The organism is Arthrobacter sp. P1_D4, assembly GCF_056406115.1.
In genome coordinates this window covers 118,401-142,095 of sequence record NZ_JBFUAU010000009.1, presented here as the reverse complement: position 1 = coordinate 142,095, position 23,695 = coordinate 118,401, and the positions used below count along the sequence as shown (strand labels likewise).

The 23,695-nt window shown below is 62.0% G+C and carries 24 protein-coding genes; 19 read left to right on the top strand and 5 right to left on the bottom strand.

From position 1 onward, the window contains the following. The first annotated feature begins 14 nt into the window (after positions 1-14). On the top strand, positions 15-1,829 hold the full coding sequence (locus tag AC1D0A_RS10815; protein ID WP_476945763.1) for a hypothetical protein: 1,815 nt from the start codon (positions 15-17) through the stop codon (positions 1,827-1,829). Between the two features lie 46 nt (positions 1,830-1,875). On the opposite strand, the gene glmM is transcribed toward AC1D0A_RS10815, so the two are convergent. The 3 genes from glmM to AC1D0A_RS10800 all read right to left on the bottom strand — a co-directional run bounded on the left by glmM (position 1,876) and on the right by AC1D0A_RS10800 (position 4,542). Next, on the bottom strand, positions 1,876-3,237 hold the full coding sequence (glmM, locus tag AC1D0A_RS10810) for a phosphoglucosamine mutase (RefSeq protein ID WP_243181061.1): 1,362 nt from the start codon (positions 3,235-3,237) through the stop codon (positions 1,876-1,878). 95 nt (positions 3,238-3,332) lie between these two features. After that, on the bottom strand, positions 3,333-3,470 hold the full coding sequence (locus AC1D0A_RS10805) for a hypothetical protein (RefSeq protein ID WP_243181062.1): 138 nt from the start codon (positions 3,468-3,470) through the stop codon (positions 3,333-3,335). A gap of 382 nt (positions 3,471-3,852) precedes the next feature. After that, entirely contained in the window at positions 3,853-4,542 is a 690-nt protein-coding gene (locus tag AC1D0A_RS10800) for a hypothetical protein (RefSeq protein ID WP_476945762.1), read from the bottom strand. A 157-nt stretch (positions 4,543-4,699) separates the two neighbouring features. Here AC1D0A_RS10800 and AC1D0A_RS10795 point away from each other — a divergent pair, with 157 nt between their 5' ends. Then, positions 4,700-5,917, top strand: coding sequence for a bifunctional glycosyltransferase family 2/GtrA family protein (locus tag AC1D0A_RS10795; protein WP_439954131.1), 1,218 nt, complete (start codon positions 4,700-4,702; stop codon positions 5,915-5,917). A gap of 218 nt (positions 5,918-6,135) precedes the next feature. Further along, positions 6,136-7,842, top strand: a complete 1,707-nt coding sequence (locus AC1D0A_RS10790) for an ArnT family glycosyltransferase (protein WP_476945761.1) — start codon at positions 6,136-6,138, stop codon at positions 7,840-7,842. Positions 7,843-7,925: 83 nt separating this feature from the next. On the opposite strand, the gene rpsI is transcribed toward AC1D0A_RS10790, so the two are convergent. After that, positions 7,926-8,435, bottom strand: coding sequence for a 30S ribosomal protein S9 (gene rpsI, locus AC1D0A_RS10785; protein ID WP_018773707.1), 510 nt, complete (start codon positions 8,433-8,435; stop codon positions 7,926-7,928). Between the two features lie 36 nt (positions 8,436-8,471). Further along, positions 8,472-8,915 carry a 50S ribosomal protein L13 gene (rplM, locus tag AC1D0A_RS10780; protein ID WP_015937805.1) on the bottom strand — a complete coding sequence of 148 codons (444 nt, stop codon included), beginning with the start codon at positions 8,913-8,915 and terminating at the stop codon, positions 8,472-8,474. Between the two features lie 319 nt (positions 8,916-9,234). Between rplM and AC1D0A_RS10775 the strand changes: the two genes are divergently transcribed. The 16 genes from AC1D0A_RS10775 (at position 9,235) to AC1D0A_RS10700 (ending at position 23,693) form a co-directional block, all read left to right on the top strand. Further along, positions 9,235-9,930 carry a prepilin peptidase gene (locus AC1D0A_RS10775; protein ID WP_243181066.1) on the top strand — a complete coding sequence of 232 codons (696 nt, stop codon included), beginning with the start codon at positions 9,235-9,237 and terminating at the stop codon, positions 9,928-9,930. 269 nt (positions 9,931-10,199) lie between these two features. After that, entirely contained in the window at positions 10,200-10,391 is a 192-nt protein-coding gene (locus tag AC1D0A_RS10770) for a Flp family type IVb pilin (protein ID WP_223980166.1), read from the top strand. A gap of 129 nt (positions 10,392-10,520) precedes the next feature. Next, positions 10,521-10,724 (top strand): Flp family type IVb pilin, encoded by a 204-nt coding sequence (locus AC1D0A_RS10765; RefSeq protein ID WP_308197243.1) that lies wholly within the window; start codon positions 10,521-10,523, stop codon positions 10,722-10,724. Continuing rightward, a complete protein-coding gene (locus AC1D0A_RS10760) occupies positions 10,724-11,167 on the top strand; it encodes a TadE/TadG family type IV pilus assembly protein (RefSeq protein ID WP_243181067.1) in 444 nt (147 codons plus the stop codon). The genes AC1D0A_RS10765 and AC1D0A_RS10760 overlap by 1 nt, the downstream gene beginning before the upstream one ends. Continuing rightward, positions 11,155-12,189: a pilus assembly protein TadG-related protein gene (locus AC1D0A_RS10755; RefSeq protein ID WP_243181068.1), complete on the top strand. Its 1,035-nt coding sequence runs from the start codon at positions 11,155-11,157 to the stop codon at positions 12,187-12,189. Before AC1D0A_RS10760 ends, AC1D0A_RS10755 begins: the two co-directional genes overlap by 13 nt. A 48-nt stretch (positions 12,190-12,237) precedes the next feature. Beyond that, positions 12,238-12,987, top strand: coding sequence for a Flp pilus assembly protein CpaB (cpaB, locus tag AC1D0A_RS10750; RefSeq protein ID WP_476945760.1), 750 nt, complete (start codon positions 12,238-12,240; stop codon positions 12,985-12,987). After that, positions 12,984-14,177 carry a CpaE/TadZ family protein gene (locus AC1D0A_RS10745; RefSeq protein WP_243181069.1) on the top strand — a complete coding sequence of 398 codons (1,194 nt, stop codon included), beginning with the start codon at positions 12,984-12,986 and terminating at the stop codon, positions 14,175-14,177. The genes cpaB (AC1D0A_RS10750) and AC1D0A_RS10745 overlap by 4 nt, the downstream gene beginning before the upstream one ends. Beyond that, positions 14,177-15,628 (top strand): TadA family conjugal transfer-associated ATPase, encoded by a 1,452-nt coding sequence (locus AC1D0A_RS10740; RefSeq protein WP_243181070.1) that lies wholly within the window; start codon positions 14,177-14,179, stop codon positions 15,626-15,628. Before AC1D0A_RS10745 ends, AC1D0A_RS10740 begins: the two co-directional genes overlap by 1 nt. Continuing rightward, positions 15,625-16,572, top strand: a complete 948-nt coding sequence (locus AC1D0A_RS10735; RefSeq protein ID WP_476945759.1) for a type II secretion system F family protein — start codon at positions 15,625-15,627, stop codon at positions 16,570-16,572. The genes AC1D0A_RS10740 and AC1D0A_RS10735 overlap by 4 nt, the downstream gene beginning before the upstream one ends. 10 nt (positions 16,573-16,582) lie before the next feature. Continuing rightward, positions 16,583-17,473: a type II secretion system F family protein gene (locus AC1D0A_RS10730; protein ID WP_476945758.1), complete on the top strand. Its 891-nt coding sequence runs from the start codon at positions 16,583-16,585 to the stop codon at positions 17,471-17,473. Positions 17,474-17,945: 472 nt separating this feature from the next. After that, positions 17,946-18,338 carry a TadE/TadG family type IV pilus assembly protein gene (locus AC1D0A_RS10725; protein ID WP_243181074.1) on the top strand — a complete coding sequence of 131 codons (393 nt, stop codon included), beginning with the start codon at positions 17,946-17,948 and terminating at the stop codon, positions 18,336-18,338. 35 nt (positions 18,339-18,373) lie between these two features. Further along, positions 18,374-19,297: a pilus assembly protein TadG-related protein gene (locus tag AC1D0A_RS10720; protein ID WP_476945757.1), complete on the top strand. Its 924-nt coding sequence runs from the start codon at positions 18,374-18,376 to the stop codon at positions 19,295-19,297. Positions 19,298-19,299: 2 nt separating this feature from the next. Then, positions 19,300-20,073 carry a Flp pilus assembly protein CpaB gene (cpaB, locus tag AC1D0A_RS10715; RefSeq protein WP_476945756.1) on the top strand — a complete coding sequence of 258 codons (774 nt, stop codon included), beginning with the start codon at positions 19,300-19,302 and terminating at the stop codon, positions 20,071-20,073. Next, positions 20,070-21,263, top strand: coding sequence for a CpaE/TadZ family protein (locus AC1D0A_RS10710; protein WP_476945755.1), 1,194 nt, complete (start codon positions 20,070-20,072; stop codon positions 21,261-21,263). Before cpaB (AC1D0A_RS10715) ends, AC1D0A_RS10710 begins: the two co-directional genes overlap by 4 nt. A gap of 134 nt (positions 21,264-21,397) precedes the next feature. Further along, entirely contained in the window at positions 21,398-22,750 is a 1,353-nt protein-coding gene (locus tag AC1D0A_RS10705; protein ID WP_476945815.1) for a CpaF family protein, read from the top strand. A 7-nt stretch (positions 22,751-22,757) separates the two neighbouring features. Continuing rightward, the gene (locus AC1D0A_RS10700) at positions 22,758-23,693 is read left to right on the top strand and encodes a type II secretion system F family protein (RefSeq protein ID WP_279294251.1); all 936 of its coding nucleotides are present in this window, start codon (positions 22,758-22,760) and stop codon (positions 23,691-23,693) included. The last annotated feature ends 2 nt before the right edge of the window (positions 23,694-23,695 follow it).

Here is a 23,695-nt window from a genome sequence, read left to right as displayed (position 1 = left end):
TGTACATTGTCCGCATGGGGGACATGGGGGACATGGGGGACATTGGGGACATTGGGGACAGCGACAGCCAAAGCGACATCTATGCGATCGTGGGCCGGATCTCGGCCGTGGCCCACGAGGACGAGCTCGGGCGTCACAGCGGGACGGATGAGAATCTCGTAACGGCCTTGAATGCCGCCCTGGCGTTCCTGCCGGAATTCAGGTTGCGCACCCTTCAACTACTTGAGGCGGACTTGGCGCGGCGGGACAGCCTAGCAAACTGTGGTGTCCTGGATTGTGGATTCGCCGGCGAGCCGGGAACCGCGAAATTCTTGATCCGGTTAGCCTCCCCGCCATCGCATTACTACGGGACTCCGCGCACCGCCGCCTCAATTGAGGCAGCATTGGTCGATCTGCTTCTCTTTCGCGACGTGCTGCTGGCCCACGGCGACTATATGTTCTTCGAGTGTCTAGCCGGGGTCAAGGACATTCTGGGCCTCGGCCCGGGAGATAGCCTTGCAGAGCAGGGCGTCGCCAAATATGACGCGTGCGGGGTTGCCTCAGTACTGCACGGAGCCGTGTCGATCGCCGGACTCCAGCTGAAGCAGACCTCGGCCTACATCACGCCCCAGATGGGCTACGCCGGTTTGGACGCCTATGCAGACGCCAAGGACGACTGCCACTTCATGACCGCAGCCTTGGCGCGCTGGATTCTGCGGAACCGCTCCGGCCCGGAAGCGCTTGCCGGGTTGGACGGCAATGGCCGCTTGGCGAAGTTCGACATATCGCCCTCCACGCTGGAAGCCGGGAAGCTGCGGGCGGAACTGTCCAAGCTTGACCTCACCGGCCAGATTCGTGCCCTGGACAGCTGGAACTCCGCGGAGGCCGGGACCGCGCGCCGCCGTCGCCGCCCAAGCCTTGCCGACGTAGACGACGGCGGAAAGCGGAGTTTCGAGGTCCGCAGCCTTACCGGTGCGGCGACCGTGGGCGATGCGATGGAGAAGCATATCTGCCGCCGAGGCTCGACCGATGCCCTGCGACGCCTGAAGGCGTTCTCCTGGGTGGCCTTTCCGGTTGCTGTCCTTGCGATCTCGCTGTGGCTGGCACAGCCGCTGCTCCGCGAACTTCTGGCCGGGCCTGCACCCTCTGTTTGGAAAGGACTCACCGTATTTGTCCTAGCCGAGTTGGCCTGCGGGGTCCTGCTGGCAATGGGGGTTTCTGGGTGGCTGGACCTCCGGGCCAGCGGCTTCTTCCTCATGACCCGCGAACTGAGCCGGTTCACCGTGTTGCAGGGAAGACGGGACGAGGCCTTCCTCAAGGCTTTGCGTGCCCTCCGCCCGGGACTGTTTCAACGTTCAGGGACCGCCGGCCTGCCTCGGCTCTTCTCGCTCTGCTTCAGCGGGGACGGTGCCTTGCTGATCGGCGGAGGGGCTTCACCGGGTGTCGTTGCTGTTTTTCCGTGGCAGACCGTCCGGGAAATTGTCCCCGAACCAGCCAGGGGGCGGAAAAGGTTATTCGGACCGGTTCAGCGCGTGGTCCTCATCGTGAGCCATGAAGGAGCAGACATTCAACTGGCCTTCCCGCTGCAACGGGCAAAGGTAGCTTGGACTTCGCGAACTTTCCTCGAAGCGAAGCCACTGGAAGCGACTTTGGCTTCGGTCCAGGGTCCGCAAACCGCGAGCTTGGCAGGTCCCGAATTCCAAATGTCAGCGGCCTGGCAGCAACACCCCCAAGCGCCCGCCAGCGCTACGTATCTCCGAAGCAGGAAGGGTCAAATTGCACGCGGGATCCTAGCAGTGGCTTTATTTAGCGCCACCGGTCCGTTCATCCTCAACTTATTCCTGCGCTAACGGCCCTCCCCGGGCTACCGCCGCGAAAGGTGATCGAACGGGCGGACTACTCGGGAACGAGCTCCAGGGCCAGTTCGGTCCGGACCACCTGGGCCAGTCGCTCCGCGACACCCTGGGCGGTTTTGTGGTCTGCGGCCTCCACCATCACGCGCACCACCGGCTCGGTGCCCGAGGGGCGCAGCAGGACGCGTCCGGTGTCGCCGAGTTCGGTTTCGGCGGCGGATACCGCCTGCGCCACCACCGCATCGCCCTTGACCCGGGTACGGTCCACGCCCTTGACGTTGATGAGGACCTGGGGCAGCTTGGTCATCACCGTTGACAGCTCCTTGAGCGGGCGGCCGGTGAGTGCCACCTGGGCGGCAATCTGCAGTCCGGTCAGTACGCCGTCGCCGGTGGTGGCGTGTTCGGCAAAAATTACGTGCCCGGACTGCTCGCCGCCAAGGCTGTAGCCGCCGTTGCGCATTTCCTCGAGGACGTAGCGGTCCCCCACACCGGTTTCGCGCAGGCTGATCCCGGCGTCGCGCAGGGCGATCTTCAGGCCGAGGTTGCTCATGACGGTGGCCACGAGGACATCGTTCCTAAGCTTTCCGGCGCCCTTGAGGGCCACGGCCAGGATGGCCATGATCTGGTCGCCGTCCACCTCGTTGCCTTCGTGGTCCACGGCGAGGCAGCGGTCGGCGTCGCCGTCGTGCGCGATGCCGAGGTCCGCCCCGTGGTCCAGGACGGCCCGCTTGAGCGGGCCGAGGTGCGTGGAGCCGACCCCTTCGTTGATGTTGAGCCCGTCCGGCTCGGCGCCAATGACGATCACGTTGGCGCCGGCGTCCTTGAACACCTGCGGGGAGCAGCCGCTGGCCGCGCCGTGGGCGCAGTCGAGGACGACCTTCAAGCCGTCCAGGCGGTGCGGAAGCGTGCCGAGCAGGTGCACGATGTAGCGGTCCTCGGCGTCGGAGAAGCGCTGGATCCGTCCCACCTCACCGCCGACGGGCCGGAAGGGCTCCTTGCCGAGCTGCACTTCGATGGCATCCTCGACGTCGTCGGGCAGCTTCTGGCCGCCGCGGGCGAAGAACTTGATGCCGTTGTCCGGCGCGGGGTTGTGCGAGGCGGAGATCATCACGCCGAAGTCGGCGTTGAGGTCCGCCACGAGGTAGGCGGCGGCCGGGGTGGGCAGCACGCCGGCGTCGTAGACGTCGATTCCCGAGCTGGAGAGCCCCGCTTCCACGGCAGCCGCGAGGAACTCACCGCTGGCCCGCGGGTCCCGTGCCACCACGGCAATCGGCCGCTTCCCGGTCGTGTTGCGGTCATGGCCAAGTACGACGGCGGCGGCCTGGGCCAGCTGCAAGGCGAGCTCGGCGGTCAGCAACCCGTTCGCCAGGCCCCGGACTCCATCGGTTCCAAATAATCTAGACATCGGACCAAGTTTAGTCGATGGCCGGCCGTACGCGGTGGTGCGCCCGTGGCGATCATTTTTCTCCGCGATCGTCCCGGCCACACGCCATCGTTTGGTCAGCGCCAGGGTGGCGGGTTGTCCGCGATGATCTCCGGGGTGAGGAGCATGCCTCCGAAGTCGGCGCGCGCCTTCGCGAGTGTTGCCGGGTCGGGGTCGATGTTGGCGTAGCAGGGCTCCAGGTCTTTGGCCCGCACGAGTGCTTTCCCCCGCCGAGAGGTTCGATGATCCAGTCGGACAGGTCGTTCGCTTGCGCCAGATGGGCGTCGGTGAGGAGCTGGAGTCCGTGCGCGTCGGCGATGTACTGCGCATCCAGGTGCCTGTTGTAGCGGATCTGGTATTCGTTCACGTACGGCAGTGGCGGTCTGACGACGGCAAGCTCGCTCCAGGTGCTGGTGAGGGGATTGGTGTACTGCGCAAACGCCAGATCGGTGTCCCCGGGGAACGCGACCGTCGCCCGGGTGACTTGCGCAAGCCGGTTCTTCCAGGAGGCCGTGTCATCCATGACCCCATAGCATGCCCGGCCCAGGGTGCCAAGCGACGCCCAGGCCAACCGGCGCGGCTCCGACCGCAGATACGTCACACCAGCCTGTCCGAATTTCGCGGCAGCGGCCGCCATCGCCGGACCCACGTCGGGGTTCTGCGTAGGGTCTGGTGAATGTTGCGCAGCAGGTACACGTCCGCACCGCTGAACCGGCCCCACGCCGTAGCGGCATCTGCCACCTTCGCCGTCACGGCGGCCGGGACATGCCAGCCACGCTGCTGTTCGTCTGTCTCCGGCAGGGCCAGGTCAATGGTCTGGTAAGACACGGACGCCGTCAGCTGCCGCGGCAGCTCGACTTCGCCGCTCAACCAGTCCGGGAAAAACGCCTCCGGCGCGACCGTGACCCGCCCGGACATCCCGAGTGCCTGCAAATGCCGGGCGAAGGCATCCAGCCAGGCGCGCACGCCCTCCTCCGGTCCGGCCCTGCTCATAAGCGCCACCGGTCCGGCGTCCGAGTCCGAGACGCCCTCGGTGAAGACAGCGTCGCCCCACCCGGCGTCGTCGACTTCCTGGTTCGCGACCTGAACCGCGACCTCGACGGCATCAAAGACGTCCTTGGAACCGCTGGGCCGAAACTGAAGCCACAACTCCTCGTACTGGGCCTTCCGCCAGGTCCTCGATAACGCGCCCCACACAACCTCGACGCCGGGCTCCGGCATACGATCCCCCTCGTTCACGCGGTGCAACTGCTCTTCGGCGAAGATACCCCATTCCTCTGCCAACATTCGGGGGACTCAACCCGGCCCGGGCCGACCCACATTCGACTGAAAGATCGGTCGACTACTTGGTTTTGAGGTTTCTTGTACTCTATTTTCCCCAAACACCTACTGCCTTTTCCAGGATGCGTTTAGGCTTCGTGGCATGACACCTAGCTCTGGGGGCTTGGCGCTTGAAATTGTGGTACCGGTCTTTAATGAACAGGCGGTACTCGAAAAAAGCATCACAAAGCTCGCGAATTACTTATTGCAAGAAATGCCTTCGACATGGCAAATCACCATCGCGGACAATGCCAGCACGGACAATACTTCGAGTATTGCCCAGCGCTTGGCGGAGCAGCTGCCGAATGTGATTCACCGCAGACTCGAGGTCAAGGGACGCGGGTTCGCGCTGAGGGACGCTTGGGGCGCATCCTCAGCCAAGGTCTTGGCCTATCTCGATGTCGATCTGTCAACGGACCTGGCCGCGCTGCCACCACTTGTGGCGCCGCTGTTGTCGGGCCATTCGGATGTTTCCATCGGGACCAGGCTGGGGCAGAGTTCCAGGGTCAGCCGCGGCCCGAAGCGCGAGTTCATTTCACGCTCCTACAATTTTCTGCTCAGACGGACCATGCAGGTGAGATTCTCAGATGCCCAATGCGGTTTCAAAGCCATCCGAGCGGATGTCGCCAAGCGGATCCTTCCCCACATTGAGGACAATGGCTGGTTTTTCGACACGGAGTTGTTGATCATTGCCGAGCGCTCCGGCCTGCGGATCCATGAAATTCCTGTGGACTGGGTTGACGATCCCGACAGCAGAGTTGATATCAGGCAGACGGCCGTGGATGATCTCCGGGGCTTGGTCCGCGTAGCAGGCTCGCTTTTGAAGGGAAGCATTCCTGTCCAGGCAATCTACGCAGAGCTGGGGCGCCGGCCCATCGTGGCTCCGCGGCGGCCGAGCTTCTTCGGGCAGGTGCTGCGGTTCGGATTGGTGGGCGGGGCTTCCACCATCGCCTTTGCCTTGCTCTATCTGACCCTTCAAGCTCCCTTTGGCGCCCAACAGGCGAACTTCATAGCACTGCTTTTGACCGCCGTCGGTAATACTGCAGCCAACCGCCGGTTCACGTTTGGCATCCGTGGTCCGGTGAGGCTCTTCACTCAGCAATTCCAAGGACTTGTGGTCTTCCTCCTTGCTTGGACCATCACTTCCTCCTCGCTGATGATTCTTCATGCCGTCAGTGTCGATGCCGCTCCGAGCCACGAGCTCCTGGTCCTGACTGGTGCCAACATTGTGGCCACCCTCCTCAGGTTTGTCCTGCTTCGGGCTTGGGTTTTCAGGGTCGGTCATATCGCCCAACGCGGCGCTCGTATCTCCCCCCAGCCGGTTGAGGGACCTGCGCTTTGAACTCCGCGCACACCCGCTCACTGAAGCCCGCGCTTGTCCGTAGCGAGCGAACATCAGCTTTAGACAGGGGTCTCCTGGCCGAGTGGCCACGCACGCTGTTCCACAGCGGCCGGTGGCAACGTCCTGCTCTGTTGGCCCTGCTGGCGCTCACAGCGTTGCTCTACACATGGGGCTTGGATCGCAACGGGTGGGCGAACTCCTACTACTCTGCGGCTGCCATGTCTGGATCCCTCGATTGGACGGCACTTCTCTTCGGCGCCTCCGATCCGGGGAATGCGATCACCGTGGACAAACCCCCTCTCAGCATCTGGGTCATGTCGCTATCCGTCCGCGTGTTCGGACTCAACTCCTGGAGCCTTTTGCTTCCGCAGGCGCTCATGGGCGTAGCTGGCGTCTATCTTCTCTACCGAATGGTCCAAAAACGCTTCAATTCAGCTGTGGGCCTGCTGGCCGCTGCATTTATGGCCGTCATGCCCGTCTCTACAGTCATGTTTCGTTACAACAACCCTGATGCGCTCCTGACGCTGCTCATGATTGGAATTGCCTTTCTTGCCCTGGAATCCATCGATGGTGGCCAAGTTAGATGGCTGCTGCTGGCCGGCCTGCTCACTGGCCTGGCTCTTCTCACGAAACAGCTTCAGGTCCTGCTTCTGCTGCCTTCCATTGCGGCAGCATACTTTCTGTTCTCGCGCGCCTCAGTATTCAAGCGGTGCCTGCATCTTCTCGCTGCCCTCGGCGCGGCCGCGGTGGCAGGCGGCTGGTGGTTCCTGTTAGTTCAAATCACGGACCCGGCCCGACGACCGTTCATCGGCGGCTCCAGGAAGAACAGCGTCGTGGAGCTCACCTTGGGCTATAACGGGCTCGACCGCCTGACCGGGGAAGACGCCAGCAGAACCATGGCGGCGGGTATCACGGGCGCGGCCGACCAACTCGATGTCGGCTTCCAGCGCTTCCTCCAGCCACAGTTCTCCGGACAGAGCGGGTGGTTCCTCCCGTTGGCTGCAGCGGGTCTCTGCATTGGACTCTGGTGCATCGTCCGGCGCCGAGTGCCCCGCGCCGCAAGTGCGCTCCTCGTGCTTTGCTGCGTGTGGTTCGCCTGCTCCGCCACCGTTCTCGCCTTCATGTCTGGAATCGTGCACCCGTATTACGTCCTGACCGCTGTCCCGCCCATGTGCTGCCTGGCGGCCGTTGCCCTGGTGTACTTTCTGCATGGGCTCGCCGCCCCCCGCACGCGTTGGGCAGCCATTATCACGCTGACAGCGAGCATGATCTTTGCCTATGTCACCGCGGCCCGTTCGACGGCGGATTTCCCGGGTTTGCCCTACGTCATGCTGCTAATTTGGGGCATCGCGATCGCCGGAGTCCTTATCCCTGCACCAAAACCCGCAGTGGCACGGGCAAGCGCAGTGTTCCTGCTTGCTGCGTTGTTCCTTGGGCCCCTGCTGTGGTCGCTGAACACGGTCCTGGCCCCCCACATCGGGGCCGGAGTGGTTGCTGGGCCCAGTATCCTCGGCATGCGCACCGACGAGCGCAATCGCGCGTCTCCGGACACTCACCCGAGTTACTTGGCCGTCATGTACGGTGATCTGCCGTCGGCCGGCGTACTTGAGCGCTTGAGCAACCAACCGGCGTCCACGACGTGGGCGGCTGCCATAGTCGGATCCGAGACTTCCGCCAACTATCAGCTCGAATCCGGTCATGCGGTGCTGCCGCTGGGTGGGTTCGACGGGACGGATCCGTTCCCGACCCTGGAACAGTTCGAGGTACTCGTCGCGGAAGGACGAGTGGGATCAGTAGTCGTACAGAACCTGCCGCCGCAGACCTTGGAAGGCCGCGGCGAGTCAGCTCGAATCGTCGAATGGGTGAGGCAGCGATTCGTAGCCGAGGATGTCGACGGGGCACAGTACTTTCAACTCGCCAAATAAGAGCTCTTGAAACGGCGAAAGCCCGCCCCGCCGAGTGGCGGAACGGGCTTTCGTGCAAGCGCCAGAAGCGCTTGGAAGCGGGATTAACGCTTCGAGTACTGCTGAGCCTTACGGGCCTTCTTGAGACCGGCCTTCTTACGCTCGATGACGCGGGCGTCACGGCGCAGGTAACCGGCCTTCTTCAGGGTGGCGCGGTTGTTCTCGGTGTCGATCTCGTTCAGTGAACGGGCGATGCCCAGGCGCAGGGCACCGGCCTGGCCGGAAATACCGCCACCATGGATGCGGGCGATGACGTCGTAGGCGCCGTCAAGATCGAGGATCTTGAAGGGCTCGTTGACGTCCTGCTGGTGCAGCTTGTTCGGGAAGTAGTTCGCCAGCTCGCGGCCGTTGATGGTCCACTTGCCGGAGCCGGGCACAACGCGAACGCGTGCAACGGCTTCCTTACGACGGCCAACTGCAGCGCCGGCAACGGTCAGTGCCGGGCGTTCCTTCTTCGGCGCAGCTGCTTCCGCAGCACCGCTCTCCGAGGTGTAGCTGGTCAGGTTTTCCTCAGCCTCAACGGCTTCGGTGGTCAGTTCTTCGTTCTGAGCCACGATTCTCCTTGATAAAAAGTTGGTTGGTGGCCAGGACTACTGGGCGACCTGGGTGATTTCGAAAGTCTTGGGCTGCTGGGCGGCGTGGGGGTGCTCTGCACCGCGGTACACCTTCAGCTTGCCCAGCTGCTGTGCAGCGAGGGAGTTCTTCGGGAGCATGCCCTTGATGGCCTTCTCCACGGCGCGAACCGGGTTGGACTCAAGCAGCTCCGCGTAGTTGACGGAGGTCAGGCCGCCCGGGTAGCCGGAGTGGCGGTATGCGCGCTTCTGCTCCAGCTTGGCGCCGGTGAGGGCAACCTTTTCAGCGTTGATGATGATGACGAAGTCGCCCATGTCCATGTGGGACGCAAAGGTGGCCTTGTGCTTGCCGCGCAGCAGGATTGCGGTCTGGCTGGCAAGACGACCAAGGACAACGTCGGTGGCGTCAATGACGTGCCACTGGCGGTTGATATCGCCGGGCTTCGGGGTGTACGTACGCACGGTGTTTGCCTCGTTCTTGTTCTGGCGTTCTTGTTTTAGGCGTCACTCTTACGGTGCACCTACTATCTATGCGCTACCGGAACAGAGGTGAGGGCTCCATGTAACCAGTCATCCTGAAGTCTCGAATGTGCACGTTGAGTAGCTATCCTGCAACCGGATTCTCAAGCGGGCACGCACCATCGAGATAGGACACGCACAACGACTACCAAGAATAGCCGATCACGGCCTCTTGGGTCAAAATGGGGTGTCCGGATGCATCCTGTTTGCTCTCTGCTTCGCAGAGTGTCCTGTGCCGGCCCGTCGCATCCTTGGAGGAACCGTGTCCGATCCCGCCGCCGCCGGCTCCCTGCTGCTTGCACAGCCCTCCGGATCGTTCACTGGCGTCCTTTTCATGGCGGGTGTTGGCCTCGCCGGCGCATGCCTGTCCCTGCTGGCCGAACTCCTTATCCGGCGCACGCTCCCCCGCCTTGGCGGACCCCTGACTGTACGCATGAGAATTACGACGGCGGCAGCCACGTTCGCGCTGTCCACCATGCTGGCCTGGCGCTTCGGGCTCTCCCCCGAGCTATTTGCGTACATCCTGCTGGCAGTGGCCGGCGTCCAGCTGGCACGGATCGACCTGCAGCACCACCTGCTGCCCAACCGGATGGTCCTGCCCCTGCTGGCGGCCGGAATCGTGCTACTCGGAGCCGCTGCAGGGGTGTCCGGCGAGGTAGGTAGCCTACTGCGCGGGATGGCCGGCGCCTTAATATTGTTCGTTTTGTACCTTTTTCTTGCCCTGACCAGCCGAAACGGCCTCGGAATGGGCGATGTGAAGCTTGCTGCACCACTTGGCCTGTACTTGGGCTACCTAGGCTGGTCCCACTTGTTCTATGGCGGAGCTCTGGGGTTCGTCGCAGGTGGCGTCGCTCCCCTGCTCCTGGTCCTCAAGAACCGCGGAAACAAGCAGAAGGAAGTCCCCTACGGGCCCTCGATGCTGGCTGCCGGCCTGGCAATTATCCTGCTGCTCCCCTAAGTGGTCTACGTCCCCGTGGGACGCGAATTAAGTAAGACGGCTTATCAAACCAAGTAGTCGAGCCCTGCTCCTACTTGAAAACTGAGTACACCTCTCATTTGTGGGCAGGTGGTGCCCCAAATTTCCTTCAAAAAGTCGAGTATCCCGCGCCATTGCAGGGGCCTTAATCGCCATGCAAATGTTGTCTCAGCGGAACTCCAGGGGGTTTAGCAAAAGGGGATTTGCTGGAATTTCGTTTCACATTCGAAACTCTGAAAAGGACAAATAAAATGACTGGTCTCATGGTCTCAATGCTCGCTTTCATCGCCGGCGCCAAGGATCGCCTCTCCTCCGAGAAGGGCGCAACGGCTGTTGAATACGGGCTGCTCGTGGCGCTCATCGCGGCAGTAATCATCGGCGTCGTCGTAACGCTCGGCACTCAGATCAACACCGCGTTCACCACGATCTCGGGCAAGCTCTAGCCGCGCACATGCAGAAAAGCCCAGGGCGGGGGGCGGAGGTAGTTCGGGCGATAGCTCCGCTGCCATCGCCTCCGGCCCTGGGCTTTTCGATTATCACGGTTGTGCCAGGTCTCAAGTGTTGGAGGAGTTGTGAAAGGTCTCAGTAGATATAGCTTGACCCTGCGGCGGGCGGCGGGAGCCGGCCGATGGGGAAAACTTTCAAGCGAAGCGGGAGCGACTGCGGTCGAATACGGCCTTTTGGTGGCACTCATCGCTGCGGTGATCATAGGCATTGTCGGCACTCTTGGAGGTCAGCTAATTCCTGGCTTTCAATCCGTAGTTGACGGTCTCTGATGACTGCCCGGCATCGGGCGGCCGTACGCCCCGGATCCGAAAAGGAAAAGGGCGCGGTCGCAGTCGAGTTCGCGCTGGTTCTGCCGATCTTCCTCGTTCTCGTCTTGGGAATCGTCGAATTCAGCAGGGCATATAACATCCAGGTGTCGCTCTCAGAGGCCGCCCGGGAGACTGCACGGTATACGGCGATTCACTACGCCGACGCCGGCTTCAGCACGGCATCCGCCCAGGATGTAGGCGTCAGCGCTGCACCAACCGCGGCCCTGGCACCTGGGAACATCAACATTTCGTACTCCGGCGGCGGCGCTTGCGCAGCTGGCGACAGCGTTTTTGTCACAGTTAACGTGGCCACGCCCTACATGACTGGATTTCCCGCACTCATCCCGGGCATGCCAGCCAGCCTCAACATCTCCAGTAAAGGTGTAATGCGATGCGGCGGCTGAGGCGCGATGATCCCGAACGAGGTGTCATTGCACCCCTGACCGCGATCCTCATGGTGGCGATGCTTGGAATGGCGGCCTTCGCAGTTGATGTCGCAACGATGTATTCCGAACATGCGCAGCTGCAAAATGGTGCGGACTCCGCCGCCTTGGCCATTGCAGAATCCTGCGCCAAGACACCTACGGATGCGTCCTGTACCGCGCCTATGTCCTACGCAACGGGATTTGCAGATGGCAACGCCCTCGACGGGCACACCAACGTACTCAGTGCCGCGGTTGGTGCCGGCACGGTGAACGTCACAACCCAGGCCCAGGATTCCTCGGGAAACAATCACTTTTCACTCGTTTTCGCACGCGTGCTAGGCATCCAGGTTACCGACATCCAGGCCTCGGCAGAGGCGAAGTTTGGTGGTTACTCGACTGGCAATGTGCTTCCGCTTTCGTTCTCCAAATGTGAGGCGGATCCAGGGTTTACAAAGGGTCTGCAGTTCTTCCCGGAGCACGGCAATTCATTGGCAGACGATCCCGGTTATGAATGCATAACGACTTCCTCATCGGGGCTTGAAGTTCCCGGAGGGTTCGGCTGGCTAGATCACACCCCAGGGGTATGCAAGGTGACCGTGGACATCCTGAATCCGTGGGTGGGAACCAATACCGGCCAAAACTATGACAGTGATTGTGCCACCGCTCTGAACAATTGGGGGGCCGTTCTGGCTGATCCTTCGAAAACCGTGGACATACTCGTGCCGATCTTTGACGACGTCCGTGGCATTGGAGCCGGCGCAGAATTCCACATCGAGGCCTTCGCCCAAATATCCCTTCGGGGATGGAATTTGAAAGGTGGCAGCTCGCTGCCCGGGGACTTCATGACTGCAGAGGCAACCACACTGTCCAAATCACTGAAGCTCAAGAACAGCGACAACGGAATTTTTGGGCGATTCATCAAAAAAGTCACCCTGGCCGAAGCAGCAGCCATGGGCGGCCCGACAACCTACGGAGCGCTGGGGGTCCAACTCTCCAAGTAGCAACGACCACGCAAAACGAGTTCTATTCGGCAAAAGGAGAAAGTCACAGTGAAAACTCGCCTACTGGGAGGCATCGTCGCACTTGTGCTGGCAATCGTTGGCACTCTGCTATTGGTCTCATATGTTCAAGCATCAGAAGCCAGGGCCCAACAGGACCTGCAGCCCGTCGAGGTACTGGTAGTTCAGGAGCAGATCCCCAGGGGATCCGATGTTGAAAAGATCAAATCCGCCGTCAAGCTGACATCGCTTCCGGCGGCTTCCGTTCCCAATGGAGCACTCAAAAGCCTCGACGGACTAAACGGAAAGGTCGCAGGTGTAGAGCTGCTGCCCGGAGAGCCCCTGCTGGGCGCCCGATTGGCCGACCCTGAGAGCCTCTCAGCGCCAGGCTCCGTCCCTGTCCCCAATGGGATGCAGGAAATCTCAGTGCAGCTGGAAGCTCAGCGGGTGGTGGGCGGACGCATCGCGGCCGGCGACACCGTGGGCATCGTCGTCCTCTTCGACAAGGGCGCGCTGAAGGACTCCCCCGATGTCGAAACCGGCCAGGAGGTCTTCCACAAGGTTCTGGTCACCAGTGTTCAGCGGTCGACGGCGAAGGCGTCAACCGCCAGTGACCCCGCAACGCAGGCGAACACGGAACTGCCTACGGGACAGCTGATCGTCACGTTTGCCCGCAACGACGCCGATTCCGCGAAAATCGCGTTCGGTGCCCACTTTGGGAGCCTATGGCTCACAAAGGAGCCATCCACCGCCACAGAGGGCGCCCCCGTCGTGGTCAAGAAGCCGGGACTGTACCGATGAGCCGCTTCGTACTGATCACCTCAGATCCAGGGTTTGAACGCCGTGTGAGGCAGGCAGCCTCAGGACTGCATGGCACGTTCCACGCGATCGTGGCCGACAGCCTCCCCCAGGGTCCCGATGACCTGCTCCGGGTCCTGAGCGGCGACCCTGCGGAAGTCATTCTGCTTGGCCCCGGTTTGCAGACAGAGGACTCCATCCGTCTGGCCAGTCTCTTCGACCTCCAATACCCGGAAATAAGCGTTGTCCTGGTTACCGAAAGTGAGGAGGGCATCGCCCTTCCCGCAATGCGGGCCGGCATCAGGGATTTGCTCCAGCCGGATTCGGATGTTGACACCATCCGCTCGTTGCTGGAACGGGCAAGTCTCGCAGCAGCCGGCCGGCGCCGTGGACTGGGAAACTCCGTGGAAGGACAGGCCAGGAGCGGCCGGATCATCGCGGTCATGTCGCCCAAAGGCGGGGTCGGCAAGACAACTGTCACCACCAACCTCGCTGTGGGGCTGGGCAAGGAGGCCCCCATGGGCGTCGTGGTGGTCGACCTCGACCTCCAGTTCGGCGACGTTGCTTCAGGGCTCATGCTGGAACCGGAGCGAACACTTGCTGATGCCGTCGTCGGCGCCGCAGTCCTGGACAGCGTCGTGCTGAAGTCCTACTTGACGCTGCATCCCTCAGGCATCTACGCCCTCTGTGCCCCGCTGCGCCCAACCGATGCAGACCAGATATCGGGCGAACAGGTAGGACGACTCCTGAGCCAACTGGCCAACGAATTCAAGTACGTGGTGGTCGATACAGCACCTGGCCTGGGCGAGCATGTCCTGGCCACGCTGGAAATGGCAACTGATGCTGTGTGGGTGTGCGGCATGGACATTCCCAGCATCCGCGGGCTTCGAACTGGATTCGGAATCCTCGCGGAACTCGACCTCGTACCTGACAACCGCCACGTCGTGCTCAATTTCGCGGATCGACGTACGGGGCTGACGCTGCAGGACGTTGAGGCCACGATCGGTTGTCCCGTGGATGTGGTGCTTCCGCGATCCCGCGCTGTGCCATTTTCCACGAACAAAGGCGCGCCGCTGCTCCAGGACGGCACCAGGGATTCGGTGACAAAGGGCCTCCGCCAGCTTGTCGAACGGTTCAGCGCCAACTGGGAGTCTCGCCCCCACAAGAAACTTCACAGAAGGGCAGTAGTCTAATGAACCTCACCAAGCGTTTTGAATCTCTTCGGGGCGGCGGTGTCGACACGGTAGCTTCGACGAATCCGGTGGCTGCAAGCGGACCCTGGTCGAGTGGGCCAGCATTGGCAGCCGAGTCACCGTCCATGGCACCCGAGCCGAAGGTCCTCGGCACAGATGCCAACGAAGCCTTGACCGCCGTCAAGGATCGGGCGGGCACCGCGCTCTACGAACGCATGGGTAGCCGGATCACTGATGCGTCCCTTGACGAGGCCGAGCTGCAAAGCTATGTCAAGGACGAGCTTCGGGCCATCGTGGACGAAGATGAAATTCCGCTTACTGCCCCTGAACGGCACCGTCTCGTTCAGGAGATCATGGACGATGTGCTGGGGCTCGGACCGCTCCAGAAGTTCCTGAATGAGACGGCCGTCACGGAAATCATGGTCAATGGGCCGGACAAGGTCTACGTGGAACGTGGCGGGCGACTGTACCTCACGAACGCCCGCTTCAGTTCGGAAGACCACCTGCGCCGGATCATTGAACGTATCGTCACGAAGGTCGGGCGGCGTATCGATGAGTCGTCGCCCATGGTTGATGCCCGTTTGTCCGACGGCTCGCGCGTCAATGCGATCATTCCCCCCCTTGCAGTTAACGGGGCATCGCTGACAATTCGTAAGTTCGGGCAGACGCCTTTGACCGTCGACAATCTGATCACCTTCGGAACCCTGACGCCGGAGATGGCCGAGCTCCTGCACGCTTGTGTGCAGGCCCGGCTGAACATCCTGGTCTCCGGTGGTACCGGCACCGGAAAGACGACACTGCTGAACGTGCTCTCGTCCTTCCTGCCGGCCGACGAGCGGATTGTCACCATCGAAGACGCCGTGGAACTCCAGCTGCAGCAGGAGCACGTCGTGCGGCTGGAGAGTCGGCCGCGCAACATTGAGGGCAAAGGCGAGATCTCCATCCGCGACCTGGTTCGAAATTCGCTTCGTATGCGGCCCGACCGGATTGTCATTGGCGAAGTCCGCGGCGGCGAATCACTCGATATGTTGCAGGCAATGAACACCGGACATGACGGTTCAATATCCACCGTGCACGCCAACTCCCCCCGAGATGCCATCGCGCGGCTTGAGACCTTGGTGCTCATGGCCGGCATGGACCTGCCCCTGCGTGCAATTCGCGAACAGATTGCATCGGCCGTAAACCTCATCGTGCATATCTCGCGGCTCAGGGACGGGACGCGCCGTGTCACCCACGTGACCGAGGTCCAGGGAATGGAAGGGGATATCGTCACCCTGCAGGACGCATTCACTTTCGACTACAGCGCCGGCCTTGATGCTAACGGACGGTTCCTCGGCCGCCCGACATCCACCGGGGTCCGGCCTCGCTTTGCCGACCATTTTGCGGAGCTGGGCATCCAGCTTTCACCCGCTGTTTTCGGCGGCGTGCACATGGGCGGTGGACACCGGTGACCGCCACAAGCCCCATTTTCTTCGCCTTGGGCATCGGCCTGTGCCTCGTGGCACTCGGCATCCTCCTATTTTCCACTATGGGCATGGGCAAAGCCGGAATTGCTTTGTCCAGGCGGCGGCCCGGAGTCAAGGACGAAACTTCTCTCTTGACCCGGGTGACGGACCACGCCGTAACCTTCGTGGATCGGAACGTCAGCAAGAATGCCCGTTTCGGCACGAGGGAATCGCTGGAGCAGGCAGGACTTAAACTCCGGCAGGCTGACTTCATCCTCTTGGTTTGTTGCATCGGCGTCACGGCAAGCCTTGTCGGGTTCATTCTGGGCGGCGTCCTCATGGGTCTGCTATTCCTCGTGGCCACGCCTCTACTTGCGATGCTCTTCCTGCGGATCCTCGCCGGCCGCAGACGATCGAAATTTGAGGATCAGCTGGGGGATACGTTGCAGATGCTTGCCGGCGGGTTGCGGGCCGGGCACAGCCTTCTGCGATCCGTGGACGCAGTTGCCCAGGAGGCAGAATCCCCGACGTCCGAGGAATTCGCCCGGTTGGTCAATGAAACACGCCTCGGGCGGGATTTGAAGGACTCGATGCTTGATGCCGCCGAACGCCTCAAGAGCGACGACTTCGACTGGACCGGGCAGGCCATAGAGATCCACCGCGAGGTGGGCGGAGACCTGGCAGAAGTTCTGGACCATGTGGGAGAAACCATCCGGGAACGTTCTGAGATCAAAGGGCAGGTGAAGGCTCTTAGCGCCGAGGGGAAGCTCTCTGCCTACATCCTGATCGCCCTGCCGGTTGGCATGTTCTTGTATCTCAGTGCAGCGAGCCCAAGCTACATGGCCGTTCTGTACTCGAATTTCATCGGCTGGGTAATGGTGGGCATGTCCGTCGTGCTGCTGGCCCTCGGCTCCTGGTGGCTCAGCCGCGTCGTAAAGATCAAGTTCTAGGAGGCTCGTTGTGAGTGTAATGGCGTGGTTATTGGTCGGACTCATCATCGTTCCGATTTCGGCAATGATCTTTTCACTGATCGCAGTCGACCGCGGCGGCCTGGCTGCGGTTCGAGGCAACCTCGGCCGCGGCCTTCGCTTGGCGCAGGAAAGCACCCCGACCGCAGAGTCACGCGGACCGGCGGGCCTCGGCATCCGGATGACCCCCAAGGGCTATGCAGGGTGGCTGGACAAACTCCTTGCCAAGGCGGGGAGACCTGCCGGCATGCCCCTGGATCGTCTCCTCATTGCGAAGCCGGCCCTGGCCTTGGTGGCGGCATTCGTCAGCATGCTGTTCCTGGCAAAGTCTCCGAGCGGCATTCTTCTCCTGCTAGTGCTTCTCCTGCCGGCGCTCGCCTATTTCGTTCCGGACATCCTAATCCATGGTCGCGGAGCGGAGCGCCAGAAGGCCATTGAGATGGAGTTGCCAAACACCCTCGACCAGATGCTGATTTCGGTCGAAGCAGGCTTGGGATTCGAAGCGGCGATGGCACGCGCGGGCCAGAACGGAAAGGGCCCGCTGGCGCAAGAACTCGTTCGCACGCTCCAAGATATGCAGGTCGGTCGAAGCCGCAAAGATTCCTATCTGGCCATGGCAGAAAGGTCCGATGTTCCGGACCTCCGGAGCTTTGTTCGGTCCGTGGTGCAGGCAGACACGTACGGAATTGCGCTGGCAGGCGTCCTCCGAACCCAGGCAAAGCAGATGAGAGTCAAGAGGCGGCAACGTGCCGAGGAAAAGGCGATGAAACTGCCCGTCAAGGTTTTGTTCCCCCTCATGTTCTGCATCCTGCCAGTGCTGTTCATCGTCGTCATAGGTCCCGCAGCCATCAATGTGATGAACAACTACATCGGGGCGTTCTAACCCCCGACACCCGGCCCGCTACACGGGCCGCATCCCCATAGACAGGACCCCCTCGGCGCCCAGAGCCGAGGGGGTCCGTCATGTGTCCCGACTTATGCCTCCGCAGTTCAAGCGCAGAATCCGCGCAGAAAATGAACAGAAAACGTGCAGTTTGGGAAGCCTTGGCACAGGATGTGGCAAGCAGCGTAACTTTTGACGAATCGCGTTGCTAGCTTTCTGGCAGAGCTGGCGTCTGGCCAGCTTCCCTTCGCTCGCTCAGGAGTCTCACATGCTTTCACTAATCGCAACCCTTCAGACCCTCGGCTTCGCCGCTAAGGACCGCCTCCGCGGCGAGAAAGGCGCAACGGCTGTCGAATACGGCATCATGGTGTGAAGGGCGGGAGCCCTTCACCGCACCGCCCTGCATTTTTCTAATCCTGGCGCGTCCTCCATGACTGGCCAAGGATTCCACAAAAAGGAAGGGTCACGACGTATGCGCGAGCGCTCGGAACGCGGTGCTGTGGCCGTTGAGTTTGCGCTGCTGGCGCCGGTCCTGATTCTGTTGCTGTTTGGCATCACGGAGTTCGGCCGGGCCTACAACGTGCAGATATCTCTTTCCAATGCGGCCCGCGAAGGCGCGCGTGTCATGGCAGTCAGCAACGACCCGGCTGCTGCCCGAAGTGCCGTCCGGGGCGCACTCGGAACGCTCGTACCGGTACTGGCCGACAACAATATCGTCTTCACTGCCTCCACGCCTGCCGGCGCTAAGACCTGCTCGGCAGGAGCTCAAATGTCCGTGACCGTGGCCTACACGCTCAGCACGATGACTGGCATTGCCGGCCCCTTCGCCATGCAGGGCCAAGGAGCCATGCTGTGCGGGGGGTAGGACGTCAACACACCCGTCAGCGTGGCGCTATCAGCGTGATCGTCGCCATCGTGATGGTATGCCTGCTGGGTTTCGCCGCCCTGGCCGTAGACGTCGGGGTACTCTACGCCGAGCGGGCCCAGCTGCAGAATAGCTCGGACGCCGTGGCACTGATGGTGGCCCAGAAGTGCGCCAAGAGTGTCACTGATCCGGAATGCTCCGCCACGTGGCCGCGGCCCACCGAGCTTGCCGCCAAATTGGCCAACGGCAACGCCGCGGACGGCCTCACCAACATCAAATCCATCACCCTCGATAAGACCAAGGGGACCGTCTCGGTAAACACCGGGGCGAAAGAGACGGGAAGCCCCGCCAACAGCATTTCGCTGTTCTTCGCCAGGGCCCTGGGCATCACCAGCGCCGAGGCGGGTGCCACGTCTCGGGCCCAGTGGGGGGCCCCGTCAAAGGGAACCGTGATCGTGCCGTTGGCGATCGCTGAATGCAAATTCTCTCCAGACCCCACTTTCGTGCAAGTGCTCACTATGGACGTTAACGGATGCGGCGGGATTCCTGGCGGCTTCGGCTGGATCACCGACGTAAAAGACAGCCAATGCAGCGTCACGATTAGCGCCGGCGCATCAAGTGACCCAGGGATCTGGTTCAACAGCGACACCGGCGCCCCCCGACCCTCCGTATGCTCAGCCGCGGACATCAGTGCCCTACAAGATCAAACGGTTCTGCTTCCGCTCTACGCTGTCGCCACGGGAACGGGCTCCGGCGGCAAGTTTTACGTCAAGGGGTTTGCGGCCTTTCACGTAACCGGCTATCGCCTTTCCAGCGACAGCTGGAATTCTGGTGGACTTGCCAACAAGTCCATCCGCGGATACTTCGTCAAATTTGTCTCCCTGTCTCAAGCCCTCGAACTCGGCGGCACCGCGGACTACGGTGCGTCCGTCGTCCGCCTCAGCATTGGAGCACCCTAAGCATGAAGTCCCGACTACTCGCCGGAGTAGCAGCGGTTGTCCTGGCCGTCGTCGGCGCCATCCTCGTGGTGTCCTACGCCAGCGGCGCGGACGCGCGGGCTGTGAAGAATCTTGAGCCCCTGGACGTCCTCATTGTGGCAAAGCCTGTGCCGGCAGGCACCTCCGTAGAGAGCCTCCTGCCCTTCCTGACCAGTCAGAAGCTCCCGGGCACCGCTGTAGCCAAGAGCGCTCTGGCCAGTCTCGACGGCCAAGCCGGAAAGGTCACCGCCGTTGACCTATTGCCCGGGGAGCAGCTCGTTGCGGAGCGTCTGGCCGCCCCGGAAACCATCAAATCCAGCGGCGGCGCCATACCTGTACCGGAGGGCTTGCAGGAAATCTCCTTCCAACTCGAGCCCCAACGAGTCGTCGGCGGCCAACTGGCGCCCGGCGATCACATCGGCATCTTCATCTCGCTGAAGGGCGGCGGCATCGAGGCCTCCCCGGAGAAGGAGACGACGCAACTGACCCTCCACAAAGTCCTGCTGACCGCGGTGCAGGGCGCCCCAATCCCGACGGCAACTCCCCAGCCCTCGGATAGCGGCTCGGCCGCGGCCCCCGCTGCGGCTCCCCCTGTTCCCGCCGGGCCACTGATCCTCACCGTGGCCGTGAACGATGTGGACGCCAGCAAGATCGTCTATGGCAGCGAATTCGGCACCCTCTGGCTCAGCAAAGAACCGCTTAAGGCCGTGGACAGCGGCCGCCCTGGAATTATGACGAAACCGGAGGTATACAAATGAGCCGCTTCGTGATGATCACGCCCAATACCGACTTCGACGCGCGAGTTCGTCGGGCACTGGCAGGCGGTCTGCCCGGCGGCCTGCAGACCTTCGCCTTCGTCGATCCGTCCGACCCTGGGGCACTGTTCATGAACCTTAACCAGGAGCGCCCCGAGGTGCTGATACTTGGGCCGGACCTGCCGTTCGAAGACGCGTTGCGGCTGGCTATGGTCTTTGACGTCCAATTGCCGGAGTTAAGCATCATTCTGGTCAGCGAACCTGATCCCGACATCGTCTTGCTGGCCATGCGCGCCGGAATCCGGGATTTTCTCAGCCCGAACGCCGAAGATGCCCAGATCCGGATTTTGCTGGAGCGCGCCTGCCAGTCCTTTGCCAGCAAGTACAGGACAGAGGCCGGTCAGGAGCCTGGGGGTTCGAGTGGCCAAGTGATCGGCGTCTTCTCGCCCAAGGGCGGAGTAGGCAAGACGACAATCGCCACGAACATCGCCATAGGACTCGGGCAAATCGCGCCCATGAGTGTGGTGATCGTGGACTTGGACCTGCAGTTCGGAGATGTAGCCTCGGGCTTATACCTCCACCCGGAGCACACTGTCACGGACGCCGTCTCCTCCGCGGCGAGCCACGATTCTCTAGTGCTCAAGGCCTTCCTGACCGTGCATTCCGGCAACATCTATGCGCTCTGCGCCCCGCATAGTCCGGTGGAAGCCGACTTCGTCACACCGGAGCAAGTCACCCGAATGTTGCAGCAGCTCGCGGAACAATTCCAGTACGTCATCGTGGACACAGCCCCGGGATTGCCTGAAATAGGTCTGGCTGCGATGGAGCAATGCACGGACATTGTCTGGGTGACCGCCATGGATGTTCCCAGCATCCGAGGACTCCGGTCCGGCCTCGAAATCCTTGGCCGGCTGGACGTCCTGCCTGAGACGCGTCACGTGGTCCTGAACATGGCAGACTCCAAATCCGGCCTCAGCGTCCAGGACGTTGAGGCGACCATAGGTGCGCCCGTTGACATCAGCATTCCCCGTTCGAAGGCCGTAGCCTTCTCCACTAACCGGGGCATACCGGTGCTTCAGGACGGACGCAAAGACCCTGCGGTCAAGGGCATGCGCCAGCTCGTGGAACGGTTTGATCCGGCGTGGCGGGCCAGAGCGAAAAAGAAACTGCACCGAAGGGTGGTGGTCCAGTGAAACTTTCCGAACGGCTTTCCGCCGCTGAGGGTGGGTTTGCCCCTGAGGTTAAGGCCGCACCCGCCGGCCGCCGCGCCTCCCACGTTGATCCACACTCGGCTGTGGTGCCTTCAACTTTTGAGCAACCGGGCCTCATGCCGTCCGCCCCTACATTCGGGGATCAGCCAGACGCCCTTCGTTCCAGCGGCCAACAGCCGGTGGATGCCTTTGCTGCGCTCAAGGAACGCGCCGCCACGGCCCTGTTTGAAAGGATGGGCGCCCGCTTCAACGATTCCGCTGTTAAAGAGGAAGATCTCCGTTCAGCCGCGCGGGAAGAGCTCATCCGGATCGTCGATGGTGAGCAAGTCCCGCTCTCTGCAGAGGAGCGCTCACGGCTGGTCCGTGACGTGGCAGACGATGTGCTCGGCTACGGCCCCCTGCAGCGGCTCCTCGACGACCCGGCCGTCACGGAAATCATGGTCAACCGGATGGACCAGATCTATGTCGAGCGGCACGGCAAGCTCACGTTTACGGAGTCAAGATTCAGTTCCGAGGACCACCTTCGCAAGGTCATCGAGCGCATTGTTTCCAAGGTGGGCCGCCGCATCGACGAGTCGTCGCCCCTCGTCGATGCCCGGCTCGAGGACGGGTCCCGCGTCAACGCCGTCATTCCCCCGCTCGCAGTGGGCGGCTCATCCCTGACCATCCGAAAATTCAGCAAGGTGCCACTGACAGTCCGGAACCTCATCGAGTTCGGCACGTTGACGCCCGAAATGGCCGAGCTGCTGGATGCATGCGTGAAGGCCAAGCTCAACATCATCGTGTCGGGCGGTACCGGCACTGGCAAAACAACGCTGCTGAACGTCCTGTCATCATTCCTGCCATCGGACGAGCGCATCGTGACGATCGAGGACGCCGTCGAACTCCAGATCCAGCAGCGGCACGTGGTGCGGTTGGAAAGCCGGCCGCCGAACACCGAAGGCAAGGGCGAGGTCACCATCCGGGAACTGCTGCGGAACTCCCTGCGTATGCGTCCGGACCGCATCGTGGTAGGCGAGGTCCGCGGCGGCGAGTCACTGGACATGCTCCAGGCCATGAACACCGGCCACGACGGCTCGCTCTCCACGGTCCACTCGAATTCACCCCGCGACGCCGTCGCGCGTCTGGAGACTTTGGTGCTGATGGCCGGCATGGACCTGCCGCTGCGCGCCATTCGGGAGCAGATCGCTTCGGCAGTCAATCTCATTGTCCAGATTTCCCGGCTCCGCGACGGCACCCGCCGAATCACCCATGTCACTGAGGTCCAAGGCATGGAAGGGGACATCGTCACGCTCCAGGATGCCTTCGTCTTCGACTACTCGGCCGGTGTGGACGCTCACGGTCGTTTTCTCGGCAAGCCGGTCCCCACCGGGATCCGTCCGCGTTTCATTGATCGCTTCGAGGATCTGGGCATTCGTGTTTCGCCCAGCGTGTTCGCCGCTCCCCCAGCCTCGGCTCTGAGACCGTGAGGAGGACATGACATTGTTGTCCCTTGGAGTTGCCTTTGTCTTCGCCGCGCTTCTGCTCCTTGCCGGTGCGTTGCTTGCCCCGAGGAAGGCCACGGTGCCGCTAGACCGGCGGAGGCCCGTCCAGAACCAGCCCGACTCCCCGTTGACCCGGTTCGCGGGTTCGGCTGTCCAACTCGTGGACCGATTCTCCGCTCAGCGGCGACTCAGGCTCTTCAACCGGGAGACGCTCGAAAACGCAGGACTCAGACTGAGCCAGTCCGATTTCCTGGTACTGGTTCTGGCGGGAGCCTTCGTGGGTGCGCTGACAGGCTTCGCCATCTCGGGACCGCTGCTGGCAATCCTTCTCATTCTGCTGGCGCCCTTGACGGGTCACCTTGTCCTGAGCTTCCTGTCGGGCAAGCGCAGGAGTTTGTTTGATCAACAACTCGGAGACACCCTCCAGCTGCTCTCCGGCGGCCTTCGGGCCGGTCACAGCATTCTGCGCGCCATTGACGCGGCAGCCACGGAATCCCTAAGCCCGACATCGGAAGAGATGCGCCGCGTGGTGACGGAGACGAGTTTGGGGCGCGATCTGCTGGCCTCCCTCAACGACACGGCGCAACGAATGCAGAATGAGGATTTTGTCTGGATTGCGCAGGCAATCCAGATCAACCGGGAGGTGGGCGGAAACCTAGCAGAGGTCCTGGACCAGGTCAGCGAGACGATTCGCGAGCGCAGCGAAATCAAGGGCCACATCAAGTCCCTGGCCGCGGAGGGCAAGTTCTCTGCCTACATCCTTATGGCCATGCCGTTTGGCATCGTAATAATGCTCATGATGGTCAACCCTGGTTACATGAACGTCATGTTTTCGCACCCGCTGGGTTGGGCCATGATCGCGGCCTCTGCTGTCATGATGACTATCGGTGGTCTGTGGATGCGCAAGATCATCGACCTGAAGTTCTGAGA